The 22,363-nt window shown below is 56.9% G+C and carries 17 protein-coding genes; 9 read left to right on the top strand and 8 right to left on the bottom strand.

The features are described 5' to 3' along the window. Position 1 precedes the first annotated feature (1 nt). Entirely contained in the window at positions 2-259 is a 258-nt protein-coding gene (locus NBH13_RS05555) for a phage holin (RefSeq protein WP_007051510.1), read from the top strand. On the opposite strand, the gene NBH13_RS05560 is transcribed toward NBH13_RS05555, so the two are convergent. Continuing rightward, positions 256-1,080, bottom strand: coding sequence for a tyrosine-type recombinase/integrase (locus NBH13_RS05560; RefSeq protein ID WP_250779275.1), 825 nt, complete (start codon positions 1,078-1,080; stop codon positions 256-258). The two genes, NBH13_RS05555 and NBH13_RS05560, sit on opposite strands and share 4 nt — an antisense overlap. A gap of 472 nt (positions 1,081-1,552) precedes the next feature. On the opposite strand from NBH13_RS05560, the gene frc reads away from it, so the two are divergent. Then, entirely contained in the window at positions 1,553-2,908 is a 1,356-nt protein-coding gene (gene frc, locus NBH13_RS05565; protein WP_350446135.1) for a formyl-CoA transferase, read from the top strand. Positions 2,909-3,133: 225 nt separating this feature from the next. On the opposite strand, the gene NBH13_RS05570 is transcribed toward frc, so the two are convergent. From NBH13_RS05570 to NBH13_RS05580, 3 genes are all read right to left on the bottom strand, one after another. Next, the gene (locus NBH13_RS05570; RefSeq protein WP_099571949.1) at positions 3,134-4,228 is read right to left on the bottom strand and encodes an AEC family transporter; all 1,095 of its coding nucleotides are present in this window, start codon (positions 4,226-4,228) and stop codon (positions 3,134-3,136) included. A gap of 173 nt (positions 4,229-4,401) precedes the next feature. Next, positions 4,402-6,177, bottom strand: a complete 1,776-nt coding sequence (oxc, locus tag NBH13_RS05575; RefSeq protein ID WP_099571996.1) for an oxalyl-CoA decarboxylase — start codon at positions 6,175-6,177, stop codon at positions 4,402-4,404. Between the two features lie 251 nt (positions 6,178-6,428). Next, a complete protein-coding gene (locus NBH13_RS05580) occupies positions 6,429-7,364 on the bottom strand; it encodes a hypothetical protein (protein ID WP_144090086.1) in 936 nt (311 codons plus the stop codon). Between the two features lie 268 nt (positions 7,365-7,632). Between NBH13_RS05580 and NBH13_RS05585 the strand changes: the two genes are divergently transcribed. From NBH13_RS05585 to NBH13_RS05595, 3 genes are all read left to right on the top strand, one after another. Continuing rightward, positions 7,633-9,900 (top strand): maltotransferase domain-containing protein, encoded by a 2,268-nt coding sequence (locus tag NBH13_RS05585; RefSeq protein ID WP_250779224.1) that lies wholly within the window; start codon positions 7,633-7,635, stop codon positions 9,898-9,900. Between the two features lie 140 nt (positions 9,901-10,040). After that, positions 10,041-10,535, top strand: a complete 495-nt coding sequence (locus NBH13_RS05590; protein WP_099571952.1) for an inorganic diphosphatase — start codon at positions 10,041-10,043, stop codon at positions 10,533-10,535. A 573-nt stretch (positions 10,536-11,108) separates the two neighbouring features. After that, the gene (locus NBH13_RS05595; protein ID WP_250779225.1) at positions 11,109-11,675 is read left to right on the top strand and encodes a manganese efflux pump MntP; all 567 of its coding nucleotides are present in this window, start codon (positions 11,109-11,111) and stop codon (positions 11,673-11,675) included. 127 nt (positions 11,676-11,802) lie between these two features. On the opposite strand, the gene NBH13_RS05600 is transcribed toward NBH13_RS05595, so the two are convergent. Next, the gene (locus NBH13_RS05600; protein WP_250779226.1) at positions 11,803-12,564 is read right to left on the bottom strand and encodes a hypothetical protein; all 762 of its coding nucleotides are present in this window, start codon (positions 12,562-12,564) and stop codon (positions 11,803-11,805) included. Positions 12,565-12,738: 174 nt separating this feature from the next. Between NBH13_RS05600 and NBH13_RS05605 the strand changes: the two genes are divergently transcribed. From NBH13_RS05605 to valS, 4 genes are all read left to right on the top strand, one after another. Further along, positions 12,739-13,500 (top strand): winged helix-turn-helix transcriptional regulator, encoded by a 762-nt coding sequence (locus tag NBH13_RS05605; RefSeq protein WP_250779227.1) that lies wholly within the window; start codon positions 12,739-12,741, stop codon positions 13,498-13,500. 169 nt (positions 13,501-13,669) lie between these two features. Beyond that, complete coding sequence (nth, locus tag NBH13_RS05610) at positions 13,670-14,299, top strand: endonuclease III (protein WP_250779276.1); 630 nt, start codon at positions 13,670-13,672, stop codon at positions 14,297-14,299. Between the two features lie 100 nt (positions 14,300-14,399). Then, on the top strand, positions 14,400-15,962 hold the full coding sequence (locus NBH13_RS05615) for an ABC transporter substrate-binding protein (protein ID WP_250779228.1): 1,563 nt from the start codon (positions 14,400-14,402) through the stop codon (positions 15,960-15,962). Between the two features lie 80 nt (positions 15,963-16,042). Further along, positions 16,043-18,772, top strand: coding sequence for a valine--tRNA ligase (valS, locus tag NBH13_RS05620; protein WP_250779229.1), 2,730 nt, complete (start codon positions 16,043-16,045; stop codon positions 18,770-18,772). Positions 18,773-19,163: 391 nt separating this feature from the next. Here valS and NBH13_RS05625 read toward each other — a convergent pair whose 3' ends face one another. The 3 genes from NBH13_RS05625 to NBH13_RS05635 all read right to left on the bottom strand — a co-directional run bounded on the left by NBH13_RS05625 (position 19,164) and on the right by NBH13_RS05635 (position 22,111). Then, positions 19,164-21,083 carry a hypothetical protein gene (locus tag NBH13_RS05625; protein WP_250779230.1) on the bottom strand — a complete coding sequence of 640 codons (1,920 nt, stop codon included), beginning with the start codon at positions 21,081-21,083 and terminating at the stop codon, positions 19,164-19,166. A gap of 113 nt (positions 21,084-21,196) precedes the next feature. Then, positions 21,197-21,610, bottom strand: a complete 414-nt coding sequence (locus tag NBH13_RS05630) for a chorismate mutase (RefSeq protein WP_250779231.1) — start codon at positions 21,608-21,610, stop codon at positions 21,197-21,199. Between the two features lie 24 nt (positions 21,611-21,634). Beyond that, the gene (locus NBH13_RS05635) at positions 21,635-22,111 is read right to left on the bottom strand and encodes an Lrp/AsnC family transcriptional regulator (protein WP_250779232.1); all 477 of its coding nucleotides are present in this window, start codon (positions 22,109-22,111) and stop codon (positions 21,635-21,637) included. Positions 22,112-22,363: the final 252 nt, after the last annotated feature.

Here is a 22,363-nt window from a genome sequence, read left to right on the forward strand (position 1 = left end):
CATGGAATACGAAGAACAAGTGGAGGGCGGCGACACCCGCACCCCCGGCGTCAGCGCCGCGACCATCGCCCGCGCCGCCGTGCTGCTGCTCGGCTTGATTAACGCTTGCCTGGTCATGTTCGGCGTCGATACCATCCCCATCGCTGACGAGACGGTTAACCAGCTCGTCGCCCTCACATGGAACGTGGGCGCCGCGCTATGGGCGTGGTGGAAGGACAACCCAATCACGCCCAAGTCGCGCGCGCAGCACGCGGCCTAGCCGGCCAACGTCACCGCATCCAGTCCGACGCGCAGACGGCTGTCAGGCATCGCCACGTAGATTTGCGTGGTTTCCACGCTGCTGTGCCCCAGCAGTTTCGACACCAGCAGCAGGTCGTGCGTGGTCTCGTACATGCGCGTGGCGTACCGGTGGCGCAATGAGTGCGGGCCCCAACCGTCCGGCAGCAGCCGTGTGAGGTGGCGGGACACATACGATTTTTCGACGTGTCCCCGCCACCGTCCGGGGAACAGCCAACCGGGCACCGCCTGTATCCGCTTCGCCAGGTCTTCGCCTATGGGCACTATGCGCTGCTTGTCGCCCTTGCCCCGCACTATGAGCGATGGGCCGGCGTCGCCTTCCAGCACGTCGCGCGAATGCACGGCCGCAATCTCCGACAGGCGCAAGCCGGCTTCGGCTCCGAGGCGCAGCATGAGCTGTTCCGTGTCCGTGGCCGCGCTCATTGCGGCGCGGATATGCACGTCAGGGCACGGGCGCGGATGCGGCCGCGTCTTGCGCACCTTCGGCAGCGCGACCGCCGGATCGTCCGCGCGCCGGCCCGTGGCATGCAGCCACCGGAAGAAACCGACGAGCGTATTCCGGTAGCCCTTGCGCGTCTCCGCCTTCCAGGACTGCGAGGCCGTCCAATGCACTAGATCCTCTGACGTCACGTCATAGGGCGATTTATCCAGGCATCGGGCCGCGTGGCCTATCTTGCACCGCCGCGTGTTGATCGTGTCCTGACTGAGACCCGCCGCCGTGAGCGATTCGAGCCATAAGGTGATTTCATCCCGCCACTGAGCAGGGGGCAGCTTTTTGTGCATACTCACGGCCGGCAACCTTGGCGGCCGGCGGGGTTACGCCGCTAGGATAAAATCAAATAATCGGGCTTCATGGATTTGAACCGTGGACCTCTGGGCAACAACGTTACCAGAGGTCCACGGTTCAAATCCATGCCCCGCTACCAATGAAAGCTAGGAATTGCAACAATTCCTAGCTTTTTTGTTTTCCGTCAAATCTCACCAAAACCAATTTCTGGACAAAATCCGACAAAAACCGGGTATATCAGCCGAGTTCATCAATCGCATGTGCCGAAAGTATGGCGAAAATGCGCCGGATCCGCCAATCGCATGTGCCGAAAGCGAAGATTGCCGCTCAAGGCTGAAAATCCAACGTTCTCCAAGGTTGCACGCGCTACGTTGACCTCGCCAACCACATATCACCAGATATAAGGAGAACAAGGCAATGCATTATATGAATCAAGCGAACGCGCACAACGCGACGCAGGACACCACAATGCAAGACAGCGCAACGCACGATACGGCAACAAAGGCAACGCAGGACACCGCGCCACTGAAAGGCATCACCGTGATTGACTGGACGCAGGTGCAGTCCGGCCCGTCGTGCACCCAGATGCTCGCATGGATGGGCGCCGACGTCATCAAGGTGGAGAAGGTGCAGGGCGGAGATCCGACACGTAATGAAATGAACGACGTGGATGGCTCGTACTCCCTGTACTTCCTTCAGCTCAATGCCAACAAGAAATCCATCACGCTGAACATGAAAGATCCGGAAGGCAAGAAAATCCTCGCCAAACTCCTGAAGAAAGCCGACGTGTTCGTAGAGAATATCGGCCCGGGAGACGTGGAAAAGCTTGGTTTCGGATGGAATGACGTACATGCGATCAATCCGCGTCTGATCATGGCGTCGCTGAAGGGCTTCAACAAGGGCAGCCGGTTCGAGCATGTCAAGGCGTTCGAGCCGGTCGCGCAGTCCGCGGGCGGTGCCGCTTCCACCACCGGCTGGTATGACGGCGAGCGCAATGTGCCCACGCAGTCCGGCGCCGCATTGGGTGATTCCAACAGCGGAATGCATCTGCTGATCGCCATTCTTTCGGCGCTGTTGCAGCGCGAGCATACCGGTGAGGGTTGCTATGTGTACCAGTCGATGCAGAATGCGGTACTGAACTTGTGCCGTGTCAAGCTGCGCGACCAGTTGATTCTCGACCGTTTGGGCAAGCTTTCCTACTACGACTGCTACCCGAATTATGAGTGGGGCAAGCAAGGCAAAGCCATTCCGCGCGCAGCGAATGCGGAGGGTGGTTTGGTGCTTGGCTGGTGCTACCGCGCGAAAGGCTGGGAGCATGACCCGAACGCTTACGTATATATAGTGGTTCAACAGTCCAAGAAGGGCTTCGAGAATTTCTGCCATGCGATGGGATTCGAGGATTGGCTGACCGACCCGCGTTTCAATACCGCCAATGCGCGTGACGAGCATAAAACCGAGGTGTACCAGCGTGTTGAGGCGTACACCATGCAGTTTGACAAGTACACGCTGACCAAGGAATTAGGTGCGAAGGGCGTGCCGGTCGGCCCGGTGTTGGATTGGTATGAGTTGGAGAACGATCCTGATTTGAATGGGGATGGCACGATTGTGACCATTGACCAGCAGGATGCGCGCGGCGATTTCAAGACGATCGGCATGCCGTTTACGATGAGTAATTTCGTGCCGGATTACCAGCGTGCGCCGAAGCTGGGCGAGCATAACCGTGAGATTCTGCATGCGTTGGGATATGACGACGATCAGATCGCTTCGCTGCGTGATTCCGGTGTGATCGGCGGCAACGATGGTGTGCAGGCTGATTTGAAGTAACGCAAGTTAGCGCGCACTGGCGCACGAATAAGGGCGGATCACAAGATTCGCCCTTATTTGTTATGCGTCACATCCATTGCAGTCCACGCCCCGCACTTCCGCACACAATCACATGTCTTACGTCTTACGGTTTACCGTCACAAAAAGCGCATGCAGTAACGGAACGTTGGAATTTCAACGTTCCGTTACTATATGCGCTTCGTGAGCTACAGTGAGGATACTGAATCAGCCCACGCAGAAGGGGACGAGCCAGATCCACAGCAGACAGGTGGCCGCGAATGCCACCGTGGCGACGGCCGTGGTCGAGGCGCCTTCTTTTACATAAATGTTGTAACGGCTGGAAATAATGATGCCTGAGAACGCCGGCGGCAACGCGACCGCCATCACCAGCATCGAAATCTTGTTCATGTCACCGCCCATGCCACACAACAGCGCCACGCCAAGGAACACTGCAGGCGTCAGAATCAGGCGGAAGAACGTGTTCCAGATGGTTTCCCAACCGAGCGAGAATTTCACCGTGGAAAGCGCGAGGCCCGCGGAAAGCACGGCCACACCGGAATTCGCTTTGGCAATCAGATCGAAGGTCGGCGCCACCTGGCTTGGCACATGAATGCCCACCAACACTAGGAAAATGGCCAATAACGACGCCCAGCAGATCGGTTGCTTCAGTGCGTCGAGCAACGCCTGCAGATTGCCGTTGCGGTTCTTTCCCGTATTCGACGTGCCATGCACCATAAGTTCGGCGGTTTTGTCGGTTGCGGCATCTCGCGCCGGGTCAAGCGTGATATCGCCTTTTGCATTGACCTTTGCATTGACCGCGTTTTCGGCCTGCACGCTAAGCTTCGCTCGGTCTTTGGCCTGGCCGAGGTTGATCAGATACATGCCGATCGGAATGGTCACCACGTTGACCACGATGGAAATAATGGCTATGACGAGATTCGTGCTGACGGTGTTGCCGTAAATCGGATCAAGCACAGCGAATCCAAGGAAACCAATCGTCGGAGATCCTGCGATCAGAGCACAGACGGACGCCTCCTGAATGCTGTGGTGGAACAGCAACCGGCACAGGTAATAGCTCACCATAAACATGACGATGACGCCGATGAAACTGATGGCGGTCAATGTTGCGTCTTTCGCAAGCATTGCACGGGTCGATTTGATGATGGACACAAATAACGCCGCAGGAAGCGCGATATTCAACACAAGTTTATTAAGTCCCTGCCGCTGATCGTCATCAAAATAACTGAATTTTCCACAAATATACCCTAATGCCATAATGACAATAATTGGCACGATGTCGTCAACAAGTATGTTTATCACTGTCGTTCTTTCTTTATATTTTTTTCCATCTGCAATCTTCTGCAATATTGTTTGATTGCTGATATTCCGGATATTGCAGATACGTTGATCGGATCATTGGTTTTCAGGCAGAAAAAGTGGGCGCACGCATTCCACCGTTCGCACGCCCACATGTCATACCGACAGCCGATGCGCTACATGCGAGCGCCGGTCGCGTAGTCGTACATGGTGACTTCGGAATCAACGAGGGCTCCGACCACCGGCTTCGGATTCAACGCTCCGATATTGCCGGATTCCTTGCCCGCATACTGCGCGATCTGCACATGCACGAAGCTTGGCTTGCCTGATTCGACCGCCTCGCCGACCATGCGTTCGACTTCTTCCGGAGTGGTGGCATAGTAACCTTTACCCCCGAACGCTTCGAGGACCTTCTCGTAATGCGCGTTGTAGGTAAGCGTCAGCGGCGACGGATCACCGTCCGCTCCAAGGTTTTCGAAGTCGCCGCGGTAGATACCGCCGTTGTTGAGCACCACGAAGGTGATGGGCAGCTGGTAGCGGCAGGCCACCTCCACTTCCATACCATCGAAGCCGAATGCGGAATCGCCGCCGATGTACAGCACTTTCTTGCCAGTGGAAAGCGCCGCGCCAATCGCATAGCCGGTGCCGCAGCCCATCACACCCCACGTGCCGCAGTCCAAACGATGGCGCGGTTCGAGCATGTCGATGATGTTGCGGCAATCATCGAGCGAATTGGCTCCCTCATTGGTGAGAATGAGATCTTCATGGTGTTTGTTGTACACCTTTTTGATGGCTCTCAAGGCGTTGAAATGGCTCATGGGCAGCTGATCGGATTGTTCGCGGGTTTCAAATTTCGCCACGTTTTTCGCGCTGGCTTCCTTCAGCACGTTCAGCCAGGTTTCGTCAGCTTTGAACGGGTATTCTTCCAGAGATCCGTTGAGCAGCGTCATGGCGGAACGAATATCCCCCACGATTGGTACGTCGATACTGCGCGTGTTTTCGATTTCTTCCGGATTGATGTCGATTTGGATGAATTTCACATGTTCGTTCCACGTTTTGCCCTGGCCGAACGACAGCATCCAGTTGAGTCGCGCGCCGACCAGCAATACCACGTCGGCGTTGCGTAGCGCGGTGGAACGGCAGCTTGCCGTGCTGTGTGGGTCGGTATCGGGCACTACGCCTTTGGCCATGGACATTGGCTGGAATGGAATATCCGTTTTCTTGACGAATTCGCGGATTTCCTCTTCGGCGCGGGCGATTGCGGCGCCTTTGCCGATCACCATGAGCGGACGTTCGGCCTGCTGCAGCAATGCGAGCGCCGCGTCGATGGATTCGCGTGCCGGCACCATGGCAGGGGCCGGGTCGGTTGCCGTCCACATCAGGCGGTCGGCTTCGCTTTGGCTCAGGGTCTGTGCCACGGTGTCATCGGGGAAATCGATGTACACCGCGCCTGGGCGTCCTGAAGAGGCGATATGCATGGCACGGGCCACCGCGAGCGGAATATCTTCGATGCGGTCGATGCGCAGCGAAGCCTTGCAGAACTGCTTGGCGTAGTTCATCTGGTCGAGGCCTTCGTATTCGCCTTCCTCAAGGTCGACCACATGGCGGGTTGAGGAGCCGCCGATCATGATGACCGGATAGCCGTTCACCGTGGCTTCCAGCAGTGCCGGTAGACCGTTGAGGAATCCAGGAGCAGATACCGTCAACGTGACAGCCGGCCGACCGGTGATGAATCCGTCGGCCGCGGCCGCGTTCACAGCGTCTTCCTCATGGCGCATGCCCACGAATCGCATACCCATGCCCTGCGCGATGCGCGCGAAATCGGTGACGGGAATGCCGACCACGCCATACATGTTTCGTATGCCGTTGGCCATCAGCACCCGCGCCAGATAATGCGGCGCATCGGTGACCTTCCGATCATCGGCTCCCTGCCGTTCGGCATCCGCACGCATGCTCGCGACCATCGTTTCATCTGCATGTTCTTCTGTCATCGCAACCTCCATTCGTATCGACGACGCCATGATTGTAGATACGTGAAAATGGGAGTTCGTCAGCAGAAAAATCTGTTCGTCTGCGGCTTAATTTCAACGTTTTCAGCATGATATAGCCGTATTCTCACGCACATGCGGAATATATTGCAGCTGAAATATCGCAATTCTCATCGAGAAGCATCACCTCCGCGAAACGACATCATCGCCGCATATCATCGTCGCCGTACCGCATATAGCATGAACGCCCCGCAGCACATCACGGCAGCCGCCAAACCCAACACCAGCCCCATCGGACTTCCTGTCTGTGGCATTTCCTGCTCAGGAGCATAAAGGTTGTCGACATTGAACGTCAGCAGGCTATCCTCACGTTCCACCACATCGTTCAGCACCATCATTTTCTGCGCGGTGACAGCCTCATCCAATCCCACGGACTGGTATCCGACCTTGATATTGACCTCGCCGGCGCCCGTTGCATGCCAATACACGGTGGTTCCCTCCGGTTCGGCCCAGCCGACTGCCGTGGGCTCATCATCTTCGTCGAACACGGCCGGTCCTTCGATCGTCGCCGTGAATATGCCCTCGACCGGCTGGCCACTCGCATCCAGCAACTGCACGAACAGGCTTCCGGACCGCAATCCCTGCCGATCATCACGCGTCACCCTCGAAGAAACCGGCAGCTTGTTCGCGGCCTCCTCCCAAAGCTCGTTGACTTTGCTTTCCAGCTCGTCCATCACCGAGAAGAGGTATTGCTCATGCCTGGCCCACACCTTTTGGTCATCATAGTTGCGGTGCACCAGCACGCCGATCGCCGCATACGTAAGCACCGGCTCCCCGTCATATTGATATTCGGACAGCAGCCATGCGAGGCGCCGCGCCGCTTCCGTATTTTCCACGGTGGTGGTTTCAGTCACCTTATAGTCGGTCACGCTTTCGATTTGCCGGCAATAATAGAATTTGCCCGATTTCGATTCCGCGTTCACCCCGATCACATACGGTTTTCCATCAAGAAAATATTCGTAATGCTTGCCGTTCGCACGTAGCAGCTGTTCGGCGGCCAGCGCTGCCGGGCATGTCATCGCCACGATGATGGCGCAGACCGCCAATACCGCGGCCTGAATCGCAAGCATACGTCGCTTCATCGCATTCATTGCATCGTCCTTTCGATATGCACGTCGTTGTTGCCGTGATTCAACAGACTTGCATACTTGCGATTACCACATGGTCTTTTTCAAGGGTTGTGGTCGGAGGACGTTCTTTTTGCCGTTTTGTGGACAACTTCGCTTATCAGCAAACGTAACTTATCCACAAAAAACGTTTTACCAATCGTAGGTAAACAAGTTATCCACAAAGGGTGGAAAATCGCTGGTCGGAAGATAGTTCACCCAAATCCACCTTTTCTCCTCTATAATCGGCGGTATGGCAGAAGAAGATAAGAGCGCAGAACCGCGCACCACAACCAAACAATCAACCGTCAAGAAGACGACCGCCAAGGCGGAGTCATCAACATCTCAGACGCCTCACAAGCGCACTGCCGCCAAAAAACCTACGGCATCCACCGCTCGCAAGCGCACCACTAAGGCGAAGGCCGCCTCATCGCAAGTCGTAGGTGAAGCCCCAGCCCCCGTCATCGAACGCACCAGCCCCGAACAGTTCGGCCGCGTGAACGTGCTCGACATCACCCCGAACGTTGAGAACGGCCTGTTCCCGGCACGCGTGGAGCTCGGTGAAGCATTCAACGTCACCGCCCAAGTGTTCATCGAAGGCCGCACCAAGGCCGGAGCGACCGTATCCGTGCGCAGCGCACGCGGCCGCGAAGTTGGACGTTTCGCCATGACCTGCACCAATCCGGGTCTCGACCGTTGGGAAGCCATGGTCAAGATCGGCGAGCACAGCGATCTGAAGCCGTGGGATTCCGACTATGCCGCCGTCAAGCGCCAGCTGGGTGAATGGCAGATCGTGGTTGAAGGCTGGGAAGACACCTACCAATCCTGGCTGCACGACGCCGTCATCAAGGTTGAAGTGAACGACGACGTGGAGAATGCGCTGGAATCCGGTGCACGACTGCTCGCACGTTGGGCCGATGCGAAGGATTCCAAGCTTTCCGCAGCCGACAAGAAGGTGCTGCGCGACGCCTCCAAGACCATGGGAGACAAGTCGCTGAGCGCCGAAGAGCGTCTCGCCGCAGCCCAGAGCAGCGACATCGAGCAGCTGCACGAAACCAACCCGCTGCGCGACGGCCTGTCCGAGTCGAATCCGCAGCGTTTCCGCGTGGAACGCCCGAAGTCCAGCTTCGCTTCCTGGTATCAGTTCTTCCCGCGTTCCGAAGGTGCCTACTACGGCGAAGACGGCAAGATCGTTCCCGGCAACCTCAAGACATCAATCGCCGGCTTGGAACGTGCCGCAGCCGAAGGCTTCAACATTGTGTATTTGCCGCCGATCTTCCCGATTGGCGTAACCAACCGCAAGGGACGCAACAATTCCCTGGTAGCCGGCCCGAACGATCCGGGCTCTCCGTTCGGCATCGGTTCCGAACTGGGTGGCCACGACACCGTTGACCCGCAGCTTGGCACCATGGACGATTTCAAGGCATTCTGCGAGCGTGCCCACGAGCTGGGCTTGGAAATCGCGCTTGATTTCGCTCTGCAGTGCTCTCCTGACCACCCGTGGGTTAAGGCGCATCCGAACTGGTTCCGCACCAAGCCGGACGGCACCATCGCATTCGCCGAGAATCCGCCGAAGAAGTATCAGGATATTTACCCGATCGATTTCAATGCCGACATGGAAGGCATCGAAAAAGAAGTCGAACGCATTATGGACCTGTGGGTCAAGGCGGGTGTGACGATCTTCCGCGTTGACAACCCTCACACCAAGCCGGTGCGTTTCTGGCAGGATGTGATCGCCGCCGTCACGAAGAAGCACCCGGAAGTGCTGTTCCTCGCCGAGGCGTTCACCCGTCCGGGCATGATGCGCGCGCTGAGCTATGCGGGCTTCACGCAGTCGCACTGCTACTTCCCATGGCGTAACACCAAGGAAGAGCTCGAAGAGTACTTCGAAGAGACCAACGGCGATGGCGGCTTCTACCAGCACAACACGTTCTGGCCCACCACTCCGGATATCCTCACCGCCTACGTGCGCGACAACGGCATCGCCGGTCACGCAGTGCGTGCGGTGCTCGCCGCTATGGGCAGCCCGAGCTGGGGTATTTACAACGGCTACGAGCTTATCGAAAACAAGCAGCGTCCGGGCTTCGAAGAGCAGATTGACAATGAGAAGTACGAAGTCAAGGTGCGCGACTGGGACAGCACCGAAAAGTACGGTATCGCCGAACTGCTGACCTCGCTCAACAAGATTCGTGACACTCACCCGGCATGCCGCAGCTACCACAATCTGCACATTCTGCCGAGCGACGATGCGGGCGTGATCGCATTCCTGCGCCAGACCCCGGCCGAACTGACCGGTACCGGCAAGGCAGATACGGTGATTGTGATCGTGAACCTTGACGGCCACAACGCGCACCAGTCCATCGTGCATGTGGAGCTTGGTGACTTCGGTTTCGCCACCGACAAGCCGCTCAAGGTGCATGACGAGCTGACCGGCCGCGACTTCGAATGGGGTTACGACAACTACGTTTCGCTCGCCCCATGGGCCGACGTGGCACACGTGCTCACCGTTGTCGAAGACTGATTTTCAATCGATCTGATTAATCTCAGTCAGCTCAACTAGGAATTCGTTTCGATTCATGCCACAATACCGGTTCCACTTCGGTGGAAAGCGGTATTGTGGTTACTGATAATGTAAACTGCCCAATCTCAAGGAGAAATGACATGGCAGAAACCTTCAACGTCGTGGTGGAAATTCCGCGCGGCTCCAAGAACAAGTACGAAGTGGATCACGAGACCGGCCGCGTGTTCCTGGACCGCACCCTGTTCACTTCCATGGGTTACCCGGATGACTATGGCTACATCGACGGCACTCTGGGCGAGGATGGCGATCCGCTCGACGCACTCGTCATGATCCCGAACTCCGTGTTCCCGGGCTGCGTGGTGGAATGCCGCGCTGTTGGCCTGTACCACATGGTCGACGAGGCTGGCGGAGACGACAAGGTGCTGTGCGTGCCGGCTGACGTGCGTTTCGACGATATCAAGGATGTCGAAGACGTTTCCGAGTACCACAAGGCTGAAATCAAGCACTTCTTCGAGCAGTACAAGGCTCTGGAGCCGGGCAAGGAAGTCCTGCCGGGCGATTATTGGACCGGCGTCGAGAAGGCTGAAGCTGAGATCGTGGCCGCCCGCAAGCGCCTCGCCGAATCCGAGAAGTGATTTCCACGCCTTTCTAGATAGCTTTAGGTAGCAATCCAAGGAAAGCCCGTTGACGTACGCACTCGCACACGTCAACGGGCTTTTGCATACCTTCCAACGTCCAGATTCCGCCAGTCACTGGAAGAATTCTCCCGCAAACCAGCCCCTCAGCGGGCAAAAACCTCCACTCACTGGAACAATCACCCCACTAACACGGCTTCCAGCGGGCAGATTCCCCAGTCACTGGAAGAAAATGCCCGCAAATCAACTTCTCAGCGGGCAGATTCCTCCACCGATTGGAGGAAAACGGACAAAACCATACCCTCCAAGTGTCCGGATTCCTCCAGCGAGTGGAAGAAACTGCCCGCCAAGCCACCCAAACAGCACGCCATACGCGCATACCATACGCGCATATTCGCTGGAGCCGCTATAGTGGAGCACGTAATTCACGGCATGCGAACAGTATTCGCAGAATTCAAAGCCCGCTGGCTGGCGCGGCAGTTCTATGTCGGTACCCCTAGGCGTAGGCGGACGTGAGACTCCGTCGAGGCCCATCCCGTGGGACGACCGGCGGGATGAACCTATATACCAGCTATGTTGATTCAAACATTACTTATTGCCGTTTCCGTATCGATGGACGCATTCGCCGTTTCCATCGGCAAAGGTCTCACCGTCAAAAAACTGCGTGACCTCGACGCGTTCAAAACCGCCCTCTGGTTCGGCGGATTTCAGGCGCTTTTCCCACTGCTCGGCTATTTTGCCGCCTCCACGTTCAGCAAATACGTGACCACAGTCGATCATTGGATCATTTTCGCCCTGCTCGCCCTCATCGGTGGCAACATGGTGTGTGAAGCATTCGAAGAGGATGAGGAAAACGCCAAGGAAAACGCTGATTTCGATTGGAAGCACATGCTTCCGCTCGCCGTGGCCTGCAGCATCGACGCATTCGCCGTCGGCGTCAGTTTCGCATTCATGTCGTTGAACATTTGGATTTCAGTGATCATCATCGGCATCACCACCGGCCTGTTCTCCGCAGCCGGCCTGTATATCGGCCGCGCGTTCGGCTCGCGCTGGCAGAAGCCCGCACAGATCGCGGGTGGCGTCGTGCTTATTCTGATCGGCGCGAAAGTATTGCTGGAACATCTCGGATTCCTCGCATAATAATCGCAAATCAGATATACAATAAATATACAAACTTACAGTAAAAGCCCGTAATCGCACATGATTACGAGCTTTTGCATTACGATTATTTTCTTATGATTGCTTTCCCACGATTGAAAGAATCGCATTACCAAAGCATGACGTTCGCATACGACGCAAGGCCGACCACAATTCCGGAAATCATAACCGGCAACAGCGCGATGCCAATCCACGGATTCTTGGATTGCGGATCGGGATCGGCATTACGATTCCACCAATACGAGCACGCATCGAGCGCAACAATCAGCAACAGCGACACGATTACGGAGACAATCCACGCAGGATTCACGGCAAACTCGGTGGAAGCCGCGTTTTCACCGGAACGAATCGGCAGCAGCGTCGACAAGAAACACCAGCCCGCGCTGCCAATCATGGCAACGCCTTCCACAACATTGTGCGACAGCGAACGAATCAGATGCGTACGGTTCTCACGCGCCATCTGACGTCCGAACGAAACCACAATCAGCAGGATCAACAGACCACCAACACCGGCAATCCAACCTTCCTGCATCCAAAATGTGTCTTCGCCACCCAAATCGGCGGGGAAAATCGTGCGACCAAGCATCACCGTCGTGGCGCACATCACGGAAAGCGATCCCGCAACCACGGAAATCGCATGCCCCGCAACACCATCGCGGAACGGGTTGAACACGGCAAGCAGCGCAATCATCGCCACGGAAGCCGCAACAGTGAACGACACGATCGCAGGCTCTTCCGTATTCCCATAGGAAATGCCGGGAATCAGCGCAAGCACAACCAGCACCACATATGCGGCGATTTGGATGGTAAGCACCTTGCCGAACGAGGCTTTCTGAGCCGACTTGACGGCAACTTTTTCAGAGGCGGTCATTTCGTCCCCTTTTCATGATTTTCCATAATGTGGTCATTACGTATGCAATACCATTAAATGTAGCCGCAAGTGTCCACATAGTTCAGATAAAATTAACGAAACGCCGATAACACACAACAAGAGTACAATCGCGGCAACAACGCAAAACCAACACAAGAGACAAAGGGAGCTAACGTGACGGATCTGACGCTTATGACGTTCGCTAGCGACCCAGCTACCGTGCTTCCTTCTCTGGCGTTGCTTTCCCACCGCGTGCGCGTTCTGCCGATGGATGCGGCGAGCCTGGTGAAAATGCCGGAAAACACCGTTCTTTTCCTTGATGCGCGAGACGACCTGGCCACGGCGAAAACGCTGTGCCGCCTGATCCACGCCTCCGGACTTTCCACGCCAATCGTGCTTATCCTCACCGAGGGCGGGTTCACCGTGGTCAATTCGCAGTGGGGCATCGCCGACGTGGTAGTGGCATCCGCCTCTCCGGCCGAGGTCGAGGGGCGCCTTCGCCTGGTGTCGGAACGCGGCAACTCGCCGATCAACGCAGTGTACGGTTCCGGCGAATCGGGCGTACAGAACGAAGACGGCATGATCCGCTCCGGAGACTTGGTGGTGGACACCAACGGCTACACGGCAAGTCTGCACGGGCATCCGATCGACTTGGCATACAAGGAGTTCGAGCTTCTCAAGTATCTCGTGCAGCACCCGGGGCGCGTGTTCACCCGCGCGCAGCTGCTGCAGGAGGTGTGGGGCTACGACTATTACGGTGGCACCCGTACAGTTGACGTGCATATCCGTCGCCTTCGCGCCAAGTTGGGCGGCGAATACGAGCATGTGATCGGCACTGTGCGCAATGTCGGCTATCGTTTCGACCCTCCCGAAGAGGAAGAGAGCGAAGCTGCAGCTAAGGATGCCGCGGCCCGTAACGCTTCGAACGAAGACTGATTTTCTTACTATCCGCTTGTTTTTCAGACGATTTGCAATACTTGCGATTGTTGCAATTGTCTGCGATTTGGCTGTCGGCTATTTCACTTTCGTGCGTGCGGTTGCACTATTCATGCGACGGTAGACTGGTAGCGTGCCCAAGGAATCGAAACAAGCGCGACTGTCACGCATGCATCAGGAATACGCAGTATTGTGCGAGGAGATTCCGCATCCGAAGTGCGCGCTAAATTTTTCGAATCCTTTTGAATTGCTGGTGGCGACCGTACTGAGCGCACAAACCACCGACAAGCGGGTGAATATGGTCACGCCGGAATTATTCGACGAATATCCGGGACCAGACGCACTTGCGAGCGCCAATCCCGAACATGTGGAAAGCATCATTCATTCCATCGGATTTCATCATACGAAAGCAAAGAATATCATCGGACTTTCTTGCGCATTGTGCGAACGGTTCGATGGCGAAGTGCCGCAAAATATGGACTCTTTGACAAGTCTGCCAGGCGTGGGACGCAAAACCGCGAATGTGGTGCTTGGGAACGCTTTTGGCGTGCCGGGTTTTCCTGTTGACACTCATGTGATTCGTGTGACCGGTCGACTGCGCTGGCGTTCGGATTGGGCGAGCGGCTCTCCTGACCCCAAGGCCATTGAACGTGAGATCACCGCATGCTTCCCGCCCGAGGAGTGGACGGATCTGTCTCACAGGCTGATACTGCACGGTCGTGCCGTATGCCATGCTCGCAAGCCGGACTGCCTGAACTGCCCGCTTAACGACACCTGCCCCAGCGCATTCGCAGCGTAGTTCCGTATCGGACCTTCCAACGGGGGTTCTCCCACTCACTGGAACAATCACCCCGTAGATGTAGCACCCGCTGTAGCACATGTCAACTAGACTCGGCAGCATGGAAGACACCATGGAAGAAGGAAACGGGCGGGAAGCCAAGCTAAAAGCCGAAATCACGCGGTGGCTGGTCTTTTTCGGCGTCGCCATCATGCTCAGCGTCATGACCTGTCTGGGCTGGTCGCTGACGAACCGCAAAAGCCCGATCGCATCATTCACCACGCTCGTTTCAGATTCCTCCGTGGCCATCGGCATTCAGGGCAGCGCGCCGGAATCGCTTGACATCCGCAGTGAACAGGGCACTGCAATAGAGCAGGCGCTGCTCGAAAACGTGTACGAGACCTTGGTATCACGCAGCGAAACGAACAAACCGCAGCCGTCAATCGCCAAATCATGGCAGATTTCCGACGACGGACTGACCTACACGTTCACGCTCAACACCAACATGACCTTCGCCAACGGGCATAAACTCGACTCGTCGGACGTAGTCTGGTCGTTGCAAAACGTCATCAACAATAATTACGTGGGTGCCGACCAGCTCGGCGATCTCAAGGAAATCACCAATCCTGACGAAAACACAGTAGTCATCGCGCTTAATCAGCCAAATCCAAGGCTTTTGCGCGCGCTCAGCGGGCGTGCCGGCATCGTCTATGACGAGGAAAGCAAAGCGAATTACAGTAAAAAGTCCGTGGGATCGGGCCCGTTCACCGTGGCGAGCATGTCGAAATCGCAGATCGTGCTGCAACGCAACGACTCGTATTGGGGCACCAAAGCCGCAGCATCGCAAATAACATTGTATTACTACGCTTCCGAAGATTCCCTGGTCAGCGCCATGGAAGCCAAGAAAATCAGCATGGCATTGCCGTTGAGTGCATCAGCGGCGGACGAGCTCAACCAGCAAAGCGGCATCAATTCCGACAGCGGCATCAGCTTCGACAAAGTGATGCTCGCCTTCAACAACGGCACCGAAAGTCCATTCTCCGACGAGCAGATCCGCAAAATGACACGGTACGCCATCGACGCCCAATCCATCGCCAAAAACGCTCCGGACGCCTATTCGCCGCTCGGCGGTCCGATCAGCCCGCTGGAAGACGGCTATGAGGACTTAAGCGAACTGTTCCCATATAATCTTGAACAGGGCCAACAGATGCGCAGCTATTTTGGTGCCTCCTATATCGCCGACATCGATCTGTTAGTGCCCAAGAAATACGAGCAGATCGGCAATACCGTGAAATCGGCGATCGAACAGCTCAATATCGGCGTCAATCTGGAAGTGCTTGATTCCGCGGCACAAGTCACGGAACGCATGAATGCCGGCACGTACAATGTTGCGCTCACCACCATGAGCGGCGAAAACGATGCGAGCGTATTCACCGACGGCCAAAGCATGTTCCATTTCGAAAATGGCGATGCGCAGCAAGCATATGCGGATGCGATGGCGGCCACCAACGACAACGATTATCAGGATCGCATGCGCACGTATGCACGCACCGTCAGCGAGAACGCGGCAAGCGACTGGCTGTACACGCGTAAGAATTTCATTGCGGTAAGCGACCAGTTGCAGGGATATCCGAAAAATCTGACCGACCGGCTGCTTCCGTTAAGCAGAATAAAACTGCACTGATTTTCCTGCGATTATTTCGCGATTTCGGCATTCGGTTGCAGTTCCGTAAGTTGTCACATTCGCTTTCTAGACTAACGTCTATGACTGAAAGCCAAGATAATACCATCAACGCGAACCTCACGCCGCTGCCCGACAAGGTCGGCGTGGACGGTCTCGAAGACAAGTGGCGCGGAGTCTGGGACGAAAACGAAGTCTACAAGTTCCAGGGCACCCGCGACCGCAAGGCCGTCTATTCTATTGACACCCCGCCGCCCACCGTTTCCGGCCACCTGCACGTGGGCCACGTGTTCTCGTACACGCATACCGATGTGATCGCGCGATTCAAGCGCATGAACGGCTACGACGTGTTCTATCCGATGGGCTGGGACGACAACGGCCTGCCGACCGAACGCCGTGTGCAGAACTATTACGGCGTGCGCGTGGACACCTCCCTCAAGTACGACCCGAATTTCGTGCCGCCGTTCGAAGGTACCGATGGCAAGAAGATCGACGCCAAGGATCAGGTTCCGATCTCCCGTAAGAACTTCATCGAACTGTGCGAAAAGCTCACCGCTCAGGATGAGAAGCAGTTCGAGGCGCTGTGGCGTTCCCTCGGCCTGTCCATTGACTGGACGCAGACCTACCACACCATCGGCGAACACCCGCAGCGCGTGGCGCAGAAGGCATTCCTGCGCAATCTGGCCCGCGGTGAAGCGTACCAGAAAGATGCTCCGGGCCTGTGGGACGTGACCTTCCAGACCGCAGTGGCTCAGGCCGAACTGGAATCCCGCGAATACCCGGGCTTCTACCACAAGGTGGCATTCCGTTTCGAAGACGGCACTCCGATCTACATCGAAACCACCCGTCCGGAACTGCTGGCGGCCTGCGGCGCACTGATCGCACATCCGGACGACGAGCGTTACAAGCAGTATTTCGGCCAGTACGTCTACTCCCCGCTGTTCCATGTGAAGGTGCCGATTTTGGCGCACAAGGCCGCGGAAATGGACAAGGGCGCCGGCATCGCCATGTGCTGTACGTTCGGCGACGTGACCGACGTCGAATGGTGGCGCGACCTGAACCTGCCGTTGCGTTCCATCATCCAGCGCAACGGACGCATCGTCATGGACACCCCGGATTGGATCGAAGACGAGGAAGGCAAGCGTGTCTTCCAGGAGACCGCCGGCAAGACGACGTTCTCCGCACGCAAGGTCATCGTCGACGCACTGCGCGAATCCGGTGATCTTGACGGTGAGCCGACTCCGACCAAGCGTATGACGAACTTCTATGAGAAGGGCGACAAGCCGCTCGAAATCGTCACTTCCCGCCAGTGGTACCTCAAGAACGGCGGCACCGATCAGCAGCTGAACGCCGAGCTGATCGAACGCGGACGCGAACTGAACTTCCACCCCGATTTCATGCGCGTGCGTTACGAAAACTGGGTGAACGGTCTGAATGGCGATTGGCTGATCTCCCGTCAACGCTTCTTCGGTGTGCCTTTCCCGCTGTGGTATCCGGTGAATGAAGATGGCACCACCGATTACGATCATCCGATCGTGCCGAGCGAGGATCGTCTGCCGATCGATCCGACCGACGATGTGCCGGAAGGCTATAGCGAAGACCAGCGCGATGTGCCTGGCGGCTTCACTGCGGAGCCTGACATTATGGATACGTGGGCGACCTCGTCGCTCACCCCGCAGATCGTGACCCGTTGGGAAGAGCCAGGTGAAGAGAACCAGGCGATTTTCAATGCCACGTTCCCGATGGATCTGCGCCCGCAGGGTCAGGACATCATCCGTACTTGGCTGTTCTCTACCGTGGATCGCGCGCATCTTGAGAACAAGTGTCTGCCGTGGGCCAATGCCACCCTGTCTGGCTGGATTCTCGATCCGGACCACAAGAAGATGTCGAAGTCCAAGGGCAACGTGGTCGTGCCAGACAAGCCGATCAAGCAGTTCGGTGCCGACGCAGTGCGTTATTGGGCCGCTGCGGCACGTTTGGGCCTGGATGCCACCTACGACGAAGGCCAGATGAAGATCGGCCGCCGTTTGGCCATCAAGTTGCTCAACGCCACCAAGTTCGCGCTGGCCATCGGCCGTGAGGATGAGAACCATCATGTGGGCGCTCCGGCAACCGCAAGCTGGAACCCTGCCGACGTGACCGAGCCGTTGGACCGCGCAGCCATGGCCAAGATGGCCCTCGTGGTACGCGAAGCCACCGAAAGCCTCAACAACTACGAGCATTCCAAGGCTTTGGAAGTCATCGAGAACTACTTCTGGCAGTTCTGCGACGATTACATCGAACTGGTTAAGAACCGCGCATACGGCACTGCCGACGCCACCGGCCGCGTGCCGAGCGAGAAGGCTGTGAAGTCCGCCCGCACCGCACTGGGACTGGGCTTGGATGCCTTCGCACGCCTGCTGGCACCGTACCTGCCTTACGCCACCGAAGAAGTGTGGAGCTGGATGCATGAGGGCGAAGGCTCCGTGCACCACGCCGCATGGCCGAAGGCTGAAACGTACGATGCGGCCGCCGCAGCCGTCTCCCCGGAGCTGCTCACCCATGCCGGTGAAGCTCTGGCCGCGCTGCGTGGCATCAAGTCGAAGGCAAAGGTTTCGATGAAGACTCCGATCCTTTCCGTGCAGCTGGGCGTTTCCGACGAGGCACGCAAGTCCATCGAAAGCGCATTGGACGATATCGCCGAGGCTGGTCGCGTGACCGGACCGATCTCCTTCACCTCGCCTGCAGCGGCCGAAGGCGAAGACGAGGCAACCGACGTGACAATCGCTGAAAGCGAGCTGGGCGAGCCGCCGGCAAAGAAACCTAAGAAGTAATCTTCTGAAATCATATCGGCCGGTGGTTCTCACAGGACTGCCGGCTGACGGTAAAGCCTCCTTTTGTATTGCCCCGCATTGCGGATTTCGGTATCGCAAAAGGAGGTTTTATCGTATTCTTATGCTTTTCCAAATCGCAATCGATGCATGGTCGGGGTTGCGAAAATCACATTCCCTGCCAGAATATGTACCCCCGTACTCGAAAAAGCCGCATTCCCGATGCACAATCGCAGTCAACGCACGAAAGAGGGCATCAAAGCGGCGTTCCAAGCCGAAATACGCACCCCCGTATCCGAAAAAACCGGGAAAACCAATCCAAATCGCTCTTATTCATGAACGGGGGCCGCGCCAAAACAACCACAAATCGCACCCGCCAGCGGAAACAGCCAATCTACAGTATCGGGACAGCCAGCAAATACTGCGCGACGCCAGTCGCCTTTGCGGAGCCAGCAGACAGTCCAGACTGCATCGCACCGTCCAAAATCTCGGCCGCGGCAGCCAACTCAACCGTCTCGTCGATCAAATCGCCATTATTCGGCGCAAACTCGCCTTTCGACAAACCGTAGCCCGAAATCGGCATCGAGCCGGCGGATTGGGAACCGCCATCCGAAGCGGCGGAATCGCCCTTCTTCGTGGAGCCATCCACTCCTCCAACCTTCGCCACGTTCTTCGACGTGGCGTCCGCGGCCGCACCGAATGACGGACGCAATCCACCCGCATAGCTCATCACATCGTCCATGCTGATGGCATTCTTGTCGTCAACCAAGCTGGAGGAATCGGCGGCATCGCCCTTGGCCTGCACCCGTTCCGCCTTGCGCTGAGCCCTGGCGCGCGACTTCTCGGCCTTCGCGCACAACGCACGCCCAGCCGAAACGGCGCGCATTGAATCAAGCACCGAAGAGCCGTCAGCAGCGTTGGAATCCGATGTCTCGTCATCCGAATCCAGCTGGTCAGCAAACCGCACGATAATCTGATGGAACGCGCCGGCCTGCCCGATATGCTCGCTAGCATCCGCCAACGCGGTCATCGCGGCGGAGACCTTGTCGGATGCGGTTTTGAGCTTCTCATTGCCCTTGATGCCGGCACGCACGTCGGCAATCGCCTGGTTTTCGTATTCGGACGCGGTGCTGGTGGTGGCGCCCAGTTCCTTGAGTCGAGCCGTGTATGCGTCGGTGAAGTCCATCGAATACGGAATCATCGCAGAGGACAGCTGTGACTGGCCGACGCTGTAATCCTTGGAGCCGCGCTGCTGCTCCTCACCCGCGCGTTTGTCGAGCTCTCTCACCAGCCCGGATGTGCCGCGCTGTTCGATGGTGCGGATCACCTCGTCGACCGCATCAGCGGCACCAATATGTCGGTAGGCGGCGCTCACGTCGTTGACGACGTTGGCAAGATCCGCCACGGACTTTGCTACGGGGGTGTCGCCGTTCAACTCGGATGCGGTGCCGAGAATGGCAGGCAGCTGCGTGGAATTGCCGAGCGAGCCGGACAGATGCGTGGTATACGAGCCGACATACGCCTCGACATAGGTGTCGAACGCCTGCTCATGCGCTTTGGAACGCGTTGAGATGGTCTGTTTGGCGATCGCTTTTTCGTTGTCCCGAAGCTTTTTCAGTTGAGAAATGAGCTTGCGATTGCGCTGCGAACCAACGTTGGTCAACCCGTCCACCAGCGTCGCCGCACGCTTGGTGAGATCAGGCAGCGATTGGCCGGCATCGCCATCCACCGCGGCGACGGCCAGCGAGCTCATGGAGAAGCGATTCGCCGTCACATACGTGTTAAATGTCAGATCCTCACCGGGTTTGCCGACTGCGGCCACCAGTGTCGAAGTGTTGCCTGACGAAACGGCCACACCGTCATCAGCGGTCACGTCATTGCCGACGCGGCTGGGGATGGTGAAAGCGACGATCGGCGTCAAATCGGCCGTTTTGTCGGCATCAACGGCATGCAGGGAGATGCGCACGCCAACCATTCCGGAAGCGCCGGAAATTTCGGAAGCGCTCACATTGGGACCGTCAAGAGTGAATGTGGCGGACACTTTCCACGGCATTGACACAGTGCCTTTGGGAACGCGCTGTGATGCGTGCGATGTAGAAGTTCCGCTTTGGGTCAGGAAAAGACGGCCAGGCTTGTCGATGGATTCATATGCGCTCATCACGTCACTTTGCGTCGTCTCGACCGCATATTGCCTGTTCTGCCGCACGAACGTCGCCACATTGGCCGCATCGACGGCCACGACCGGAATCGCGGCGACAAGCGCCACAGCAGTAGCTGCGGAAAGATGGCGACGGACGTCCCGTGGATGAATCATAAGTGAGTGACGCATGCCGGACCTCGCAATCGCAATCGTAATTCCATTCCAAAGCATTCAATGTAATGCCCGGCATGCCCCGAAATACTTGTTTTCCGCCGAAAACAGACAGGTCAGGCAAATACGTCGAGCACGCCTGGATCTCCACCGTTTTCGGCAATGCGCTTATGCCTACGCTTGGCTTCGGTCACCACGAATTCGCGATACATTTCGGCGATATCAAGGTCAAGACCCGCGTCGACGGCAATGCGATGCAGACGTTCAATCTGGTAGTTCTCACGCTTGTGATCGGCCGGCGCAAAGCCTGCACGCGCCTTCAGCACGCCCACTTGGGACGTGTATTTGAAGCGTTCCGCCAGCAGGGAGACGATGGCCGTATCGACATTGTCGATTGACTGGCGCAACGCGGCGATTTTCGCCACGGCGTCGGCGACCTCAGGATTGCTTTGCGCGGTACTCGCATCGATGACGGTTTCGGTTTCGTGTTCTTCTTCTGGCCGAAGCCAGTCGTGTTCGCTATCGCTCATGCATACAAGACTACCGCGCGAATGTCACTTGGAGAAGTACCGTTGCAGCACAATCGTGGTTTCAGTGCTCACCGGCACCGTCTGATGAATGACATTCAGCAGATCCTCAAGCTTGCCTGGCGAGGCCGTGCGCACCGTCAGCATGTAGCTGGGAGAACCGGCAACGGAATCGCACGACATAATGCCGTCGATATCCTGCAACTTGTCGGGAATCTCGGATTCCTTGGAATAGTCGATCGGCGTCACCGCAATATAGGCGCGCACGGCAAGCCCGCGCCTCTCATCGTCGATGACGGCCTTGTAGCCGAGAATCACATCGCGACGTTCCAACTTCTGTACGCGCGACTGCACCGCGGAAATCGACAGTCCCGTAGCGTCCGAAAGCTGGGACAGCGTGGCGCGGCCATCCTCCTCCAACATGCGGAGAATGGTCTCGTCGATATCGTCGAATTGGGCCACGTTCGCGTGCGTGGTGTCGGGTTCGTTGCCGTTGCCTGTCATACATACCCCTTTCCAACAAGCATTCTGCATCGGCCCGGCGGGACCGACTCCCCTATGCAGCTCACAGTTCGTCCATTACCATACCCACCCCAACACACAATCCGCCAACCGCATTTTCGTAACATTTCCTACGAATTTCGATTTTCAATCACTTGTCTTTTATTTTTTACATATCTCCCCTTGTAAGGCAATATGATTTTCGTCTTTCAACTTTTGCTTTCGTATTTTTTAGCATGTCGGAATTTATGTATC

This window comes from Bifidobacterium intestinale (assembly GCF_023656765.1).
In the GTDB taxonomy this organism is placed as follows: domain Bacteria; phylum Actinomycetota; class Actinomycetes; order Actinomycetales; family Bifidobacteriaceae; genus Bifidobacterium; species Bifidobacterium hominis.

What these genes read in the sequence shown, in the direction of transcription:
- valS (WP_250779229.1), top strand. Translation starts at nt 16,043, where the DNA reads ATGACTGAAAGCCAAGATAATACCATCAACGCGAACCTCACGCCGCTG.
- nth (WP_250779276.1), top strand. Translation starts at nt 13,670, where the DNA reads ATGCATCAGGAATACGCAGTATTGTGCGAGGAGATTCCGCATCCGAAG.
- NBH13_RS05635 (WP_250779232.1), bottom strand. Translation starts at nt 22,111, where the DNA reads ATGACAGGCAACGGCAACGAACCCGACACCACGCACGCGAACGTGGCC.
- NBH13_RS05590 (WP_099571952.1), top strand. Translation starts at nt 10,041, where the DNA reads ATGGCAGAAACCTTCAACGTCGTGGTGGAAATTCCGCGCGGCTCCAAG.
- NBH13_RS05595 (WP_250779225.1), top strand. Translation starts at nt 11,109, where the DNA reads ATGTTGATTCAAACATTACTTATTGCCGTTTCCGTATCGATGGACGCA.
- frc (WP_350446135.1), top strand. Translation starts at nt 1,553, where the DNA reads ATGCAAGACAGCGCAACGCACGATACGGCAACAAAGGCAACGCAGGAC.
- NBH13_RS05625 (WP_250779230.1), bottom strand. Translation starts at nt 21,083, where the DNA reads ATGATTCATCCACGGGACGTCCGTCGCCATCTTTCCGCAGCTACTGCT.
- NBH13_RS05555 (WP_007051510.1), top strand. Translation starts at nt 2, where the DNA reads ATGGAATACGAAGAACAAGTGGAGGGCGGCGACACCCGCACCCCCGGC.
- NBH13_RS05630 (WP_250779231.1), bottom strand. Translation starts at nt 21,610, where the DNA reads ATGAGCGATAGCGAACACGACTGGCTTCGGCCAGAAGAAGAACACGAA.
- NBH13_RS05600 (WP_250779226.1), bottom strand. Translation starts at nt 12,564, where the DNA reads ATGACCGCCTCTGAAAAAGTTGCCGTCAAGTCGGCTCAGAAAGCCTCG.
- NBH13_RS05560 (WP_250779275.1), bottom strand. Translation starts at nt 1,080, where the DNA reads ATGCACAAAAAGCTGCCCCCTGCTCAGTGGCGGGATGAAATCACCTTA.
- oxc (WP_099571996.1), bottom strand. Translation starts at nt 6,177, where the DNA reads ATGCGTGCGGATGCCGAACGGCAGGGAGCCGATGATCGGAAGGTCACC.
- NBH13_RS05580 (WP_144090086.1), bottom strand. Translation starts at nt 7,364, where the DNA reads ATGAATGCGATGAAGCGACGTATGCTTGCGATTCAGGCCGCGGTATTG.
- NBH13_RS05585 (WP_250779224.1), top strand. Translation starts at nt 7,633, where the DNA reads ATGGCAGAAGAAGATAAGAGCGCAGAACCGCGCACCACAACCAAACAA.
- NBH13_RS05615 (WP_250779228.1), top strand. Translation starts at nt 14,400, where the DNA reads ATGGAAGACACCATGGAAGAAGGAAACGGGCGGGAAGCCAAGCTAAAA.